Genomic DNA, 4,828 nt, shown 5'->3' with positions numbered 1-4,828 from the left:
CAATCAATACGATATTGTTAGTCAGTTTTACGAAGAACTGATAGAAAGAGAAACCACAGAAATTAGTTATTATTGGTATTTAGGATTATCCTATCTTTTGCAAGGAAGAGAAGAAGAAGCACAAGCTACTTGGTTATTTGTCTTCACTCAAGGAGATGAACAGGAAACCGAGTCATGGCTGCTAGAATTAAGCAATATTTTAACTACCGAAGCTAACCGACAAATAGAGTTAGAAAATCTAGAAATCTCTTGGTTAATTCGTAAACATCTACAGGAAATTAATCCCAGTTATCTCGATAATTTACTGCACTTAACCCTCGTTGAAATTAAATTAAATAGATTTGATCCTCAACAACTGCAAGAATGGCAAATACTAGAATTAATTACTCAGGGTTCAGTTAACTCTCAATTATTGGAACGGGTAGTAATTGCCGTCATACCTTACACCCATAAATATACCATAGAATTAGTTCGGTTAAGTTTACCCTATCTGTCGAATTCTTTAAAACTTCTGGATCATATTTTAAAAATTACTCGTCAGGTAGCGTTTCAAAAAAAACTACCTCTTTATTCGGTAGATTTGGCGGAAGCTTTTCTTCCCCTTTATCCCGAAAGTTGGTACTTACAAGTTAATTTATTTTGGTTTTATATCTCTTCAGATGACTATGACAAAGCAATAAATTTAGCAAATAAGTTGAAAAAGAAAAGTCAGACAATTGATTTGAAAATGTTTAGTCAATCTCTCCTCTTTAATGGCTCTTTACGATCCTCAAAATGGAATGATATCCCTAGTATTTGTCAAGAGTATAAACACTTAATTAGAGAATTTATAGAACAAAACCCCCAAGATATACATCCCTTAGTTAGAGAAAATTTACTAACAGTTATGAATCCGATTTCTTACTATGAAGATAACCCGAAAGAGAATCGACCGCTTTTAAGTCATATTGGTAGTTTTTTTCAAACAACCTACAAAGAAATGCTGGGTTTTCAAGAGGAAAGTTTTGACAAACCCAGAGAAGATAATCCCGATAAAAAACTTAAAATTGGTTACATTTCCCAAAGCTTAAAAAGTCATCCCGTGGGTTTCTTGAGTCGTTGGACTATCAATTATCACAATCGTGAGCAGTTTGATATTCACCTTTATATGGTGAGTCAACCTGTGGATGAAATAACTCAACAATGGTTTTCTAATCCCGCAGATAAAATCTATCATGCTACTGCTGATTCCCTAGCAACCTACCGCAAAATTAAAGAAGATAACATCGATATCCTTGTGGACTTAGATAGTGGTACCGGGGCAATCGTTGCCCCAGTTATTGCCTTAAAACCTGCTCCTATTCAAGTTAACTGGTTAGGTTTTGATGGTTCCGGTTTACCCGCAGTAGATTATCTTTTAGCGGATCATTATGTACTACCAGAAAATGCCCAAGAATATTATCAGGAAAAAATCTGGCGTTTGCCTAATACTTTTGTCGCTGTGGATGGTTTTGAAATAGCCGTTCCTACCCTGCGAAGAGAAGATTTAGGTATTAATAATGATGCGGTTATTTACCTAAGTTCTCAAACGGCAATTAAGCGTAATCCTGCGATGATTCGCTTACAAATGCAAATCCTCAAATCCGTACCTAATAGTTATTTCCTGATTCAAGGAGTTGCTGATGATAATTCCCTCTGGGATTTATTCTGTCAAATTGCCGCAGAAGTTGGGGTAGAAACTAATCGAATTAAGATGCTTCCTCTCTATCAGACGGAAACCTACAGGGCAAATTTAGCCATCGCTGATGTGGTTTTGGACACCTATCCCTTTAACGGTGGTACAACCACCCTAGAAACCCTCTGGATGGGAATTCCTCTGGTGGTTAAAGTGGGGCAACAATGGTCATCACGCAACGGTTATACTTTAATGATGAATGCGGGAATAACTGAGGGTATAGCTTGGAGTGATGAAGAATATGTGCAGTGGGGAATTAAGTTAGGATTGGATAAAAATTTAAGAGAAGAAGTCCGTTGGAAACTCCGAAAGTCTCGTCATACATCTCCCCTCTGGAATGCCAAACAATTTACCAGAGACTTAGAAACTGCTTATCAACAAATGTGGAATATTTATTGTCAATCTTAGCGGATAAAAACTATGCAATGGCATCAAGACATACAAACCCATTTAAACAACAATAATTATCAACTGGTGGTGCAGTTTTATGAACAATTAATTGACAACAATTCTCTGGTAATTGAGGATTATTTTTATCTAGGATTAGCCTATCTTTTACAAGATAGAGAAGAAGACGCGCAAGCTACTTGGTTACTGGTGTTGAGTCAAGCAGCCGAATCAGAATTATCGGGGTGGATAGAAACTTTAACTCAAATCTTAGATGCAGAGGCAACCAGACAAGAAAATTCCCAAAGACTAGAGACAAGTTATCTAATTCGATGGCAGCTACAAAATCTTAATCCTAGTTTTTTAAATAATCTCCTGCATCTGATGGAATTAGAAATACAATTCCAAAATTTTGCGATGGAAAAGTGCAATGATTGGTGTGTATTTGAACTGTTAGAGAATACAGCTACAGCAGCAGTTAATCTTGATTTACTGCTGCGAGTGACGGAAAAAGTTTTAATCTACCCCTGTACTAATACCATCCACTTTTTAGAATTAGCAGCCTTACATATCAATAATCCAGAAATAATTGCAGCCAAAGTTATTTCAGCAATTGTCAATTATGCTTATCAACAAAAACAAAGTGTATTTGCCATTAATTTAGTAGAACTTTGTTTGCGCTTTCTACCAGAGGATTTATACCTACAAAATAGTTTGTTTAATCTTTATAAAACCACCACTGTTGACTATAAAAAAGCCCTAGAAATTGCCGATAATTTTTATAAAAGTTGCCAGACAACTACTGAAAAGCTGTTCGGAATTTCTCTAGTGATTGGTATTTTACAAGCTAAGGGAGACTGGGGAAATTTACCTAAATTTATCGATGAATTAATACAACTAATCGAGCGACAAATTAATGCCAAGGAATTTAATGCACGTCCCTTTATTATCGACTCTATTTTAGGAGTTACTATCTGTCTTCCCTACTATCAAGATAATCCGAAAATTAATTGCTATTTACAAAGTAAACTAGCGGAAATTTTTCAAGCAAATGTGAGAAACCGCTATAACTATATCGTTCCTATTTCTTCTCCAAAATCTCCAGCAAGAAAAATAAAAATTGGTTATATTGGTCATACTCTCCGTCGTCATTCTGTGGGTTGGTTAAGTCGCTGGTTATTTCACTATCATAATCGAGATAAATTTGAAATTTACACCTATTTTGTCAACCAAGCAGCAGACGAAATTACTGAAAAATGGTTTAAAAATAACTCAGATTATAGCTATAACTTGCCAGCAAAAATTGAACAAATAACTGCCCAAATTCGTCAAGATAACTTAGATATTTTAGTGGATATTGATAGCTTAACCAATAATACAACTTATCTAGTAATGGCCTTAAAACCCGCACCTATACAAGTAACTTGGTTAGGATTAGATGCGTCGGGAATTCCTGCTATTGATTATTTTATTGCCGATAACTACGTTTTACCCGAAAATGCTGAAGAAATTTATTCAGAAAAAATCATCCGACTTCCTAACTCTTATTTATCCGTGGATGGTTTTGAAGTGGGTGTTCCCACCAGGAGAAGAACTGATTTAAATATTCCCGATGATGCTATTATTTATCTGACCGTGCAATCGGGATTAAAACGCACCTTAAACATGATTTGTCTGCAATTGCAGATTCTCCAACAGGTTCCTAATAGCTATCTTTTAATCAAAGGTTTTGCCGACAAAGAAACCATTCGAGAATTATTTCTCAAAAGTGCCGACGAATTGGGAATTAGTCAAGATAGATTAAGATTTTTGCCCAATGATTTGCATGAGGAAACCCATCGCGCTAATCTAGGAATTGCTGATATAGTTCTCGATACCTATCCCTATAATGGTGCTACCACAACCCTAGAAACCCTCTGGATGGGGATTCCTTTAGTCACTAGGGTTGGTGAACAATTCGCAGCCCGCAATAGCTATACTTTTATGAAAAATGCCGGCATTAGTCAGGGTATAGCTTGGAGTGAGGAGGAATATGTGCAGTGGGGAATTAAGCTAGGATTGGATCAAAATTTAAGGGAAGAAATTCGTTATCAATTACGTCAATCTCGTCATACATCTCCCCTCTGGAATGCCAAACAATTTACCAGAGATTTAGAAACTGCTTATCAACAAATGTGGAATATTTAGGGTGCATCTCATTTTTGTCAATCTACTAAGTTGGGATTTTTAAGGGAAAACTCTCTTTTAAAATTGGGCTTTACTTCCGATTTTATCGCTCAATCCAAGCTTTTGGGGGGTAGAACCCCCCAAACCCCTAGGGTTGATTCATAGTAGGGTTGATTCATGAATCAACCCTACCCAAACCCCCCGTTGGGGGCGTGGCGCCGCCCCCAAACCCCGGAGCGCATTAGTTTTTCGGTGGGCTGCTTACAGGTAGTTGTTAATACTTTTGTACGCATTTGAGAGTGACTGATAATTGCTGATTGTCGGTATTTTTGCAAATGTGAGATGCAGCCTTCCTACCTTCTCCCCACACCCCACACCCCACACCCCACACCCCGCTCCCCTGGTGTTAGGCCCAGAGAAAGGGAGCATCTCACTTACGCGATGAGTAATTATACTTAGCCTAAAAGCCACTCTTAATCGTGTCTTGGAACGAAATAGAGGCTTTTAAAGACCGCGTACATGGAGAATTAAAACAAGAATTACCCTCGAAAAGCCTATTTT

2 protein-coding genes are annotated in these 4,828 nt (G+C 37.2%); both read left to right on the top strand.

The window, feature by feature from the left end; translation table 11 throughout:
• Nucleotides 1–2,122, top strand: a 2,122-nt coding sequence (locus IM509_RS14845; RefSeq protein WP_272079468.1) for an O-linked N-acetylglucosamine transferase, SPINDLY family protein, incomplete at its 5' end; no start/stop codon positions are given.
• A 12-nt stretch (nucleotides 2,123–2,134) separates the two neighbouring features.
• On the top strand, nucleotides 2,135–4,288 hold the full coding sequence (locus IM509_RS14840; protein WP_185237444.1) for an O-linked N-acetylglucosamine transferase, SPINDLY family protein: 2,154 nt from the start codon (nucleotides 2,135–2,137) through the stop codon (nucleotides 4,286–4,288).
• Nucleotides 4,289–4,828 lie beyond the last annotated feature (540 nt).

Source organism: Microcystis sp. M31BS1 (assembly GCF_020245285.1).
GTDB classification, from domain to species: domain Bacteria; phylum Cyanobacteriota; class Cyanobacteriia; order Cyanobacteriales; family Microcystaceae; genus Microcystis; species Microcystis panniformis.
This window is presented reverse-complemented; position numbering and strand designations above follow the sequence as displayed.